Annotated in this window: 1 protein-coding gene; it reads right to left on the bottom strand. The window is 33.2% G+C overall.

What is annotated here, in order from left to right; genetic code table 11:
- Positions 1-318: 318 nt before the first annotated feature.
- Positions 319-846 carry a hypothetical protein gene (locus N9I19_RS24955; RefSeq protein ID WP_317779366.1) on the bottom strand — a complete coding sequence of 176 codons (528 nt, stop codon included), beginning with the start codon at positions 844-846 and terminating at the stop codon, positions 319-321.
- Positions 847-928: the final 82 nt, after the last annotated feature.

Genomic DNA, 928 nt, shown 5'->3' with positions numbered 1-928 from the left:
TGGAAAAAATTACTAACCAAAAAACATTTGCAACCCACCAAAGCTTCATCCTTCTACCTCCTTTCCTCCACTAGTAAATACTATACATATAGCAGTACGGAAAAATAAGGTAAAAGTTTCAAAAATCAGGTATCTTTATTAAGCTAACCTGCCCCGATAGTTCCATAAGAAAAAGAGCTGAACTACCAGCTCTCCTTAAACAATAAACACAGCTCTTCATGATTCATTTAGGTTCTCAATGTGGTATTTTCACTTTAAAAGATTCAAACTCCACAGGTTGTAAAGAATCCCCTTTAAACCCGGTAGTAAAAATGGAATTTATCTAAAAGAATTTGCAATATCAACTAACACCTCCAAAGGTACTTGTTCGGATACTCTCTTATCAATACTTAATATATACTGCCAATTTTCCTTCTCAAATACTAATACATTACCCATGCGATTTTTTATCAAAAATGCCCTGCCTTTATCCAATTTTATTGTCTTATCAATATGTCTTGATTTAAATGAAATGGCCTGTTTTTTAGGTCTCAATCTAAGCGTATAATGGTTCTCTGGCGTATTCTCATTAAAAAATTCAATTTCAAAGTCATTATTAATCCCAAAATCTTTATTGCACCTTCCAAAGTAATGCGTGAATTGAACCGGAGGTATTTTATATGGCAACACGATATCCTCGTTGAAAAGATTTTCACATTCATTTACTGCTTCCTCAACCGTCTTATATCCTATCTCAATTAAACCATTTTCCAATGGTTCTCGTTCATCTTGTCCCTCTGCATTTACTGCTCCAAAACTTATTAAACATAAACTCAATGTGAAAATTAAACTGAATTTCTTCATCATAAAAACTGAATCGTCTACACTTATCTGGACAGATATTTTAAGGGCAGCTACACTTAACTTATTACAGATAAGGAGCACTCAA

This window comes from Peribacillus sp. CSMR9, assembly GCF_033141925.1.
In the GTDB taxonomy this organism is placed as follows: domain Bacteria; phylum Bacillota; class Bacilli; order Bacillales; family DSM-1321; genus Peribacillus; species Peribacillus simplex_A.
Note: the sequence above shows the minus strand (reverse complement) of the source record. Positions and strands in the feature narration are given on the sequence as shown.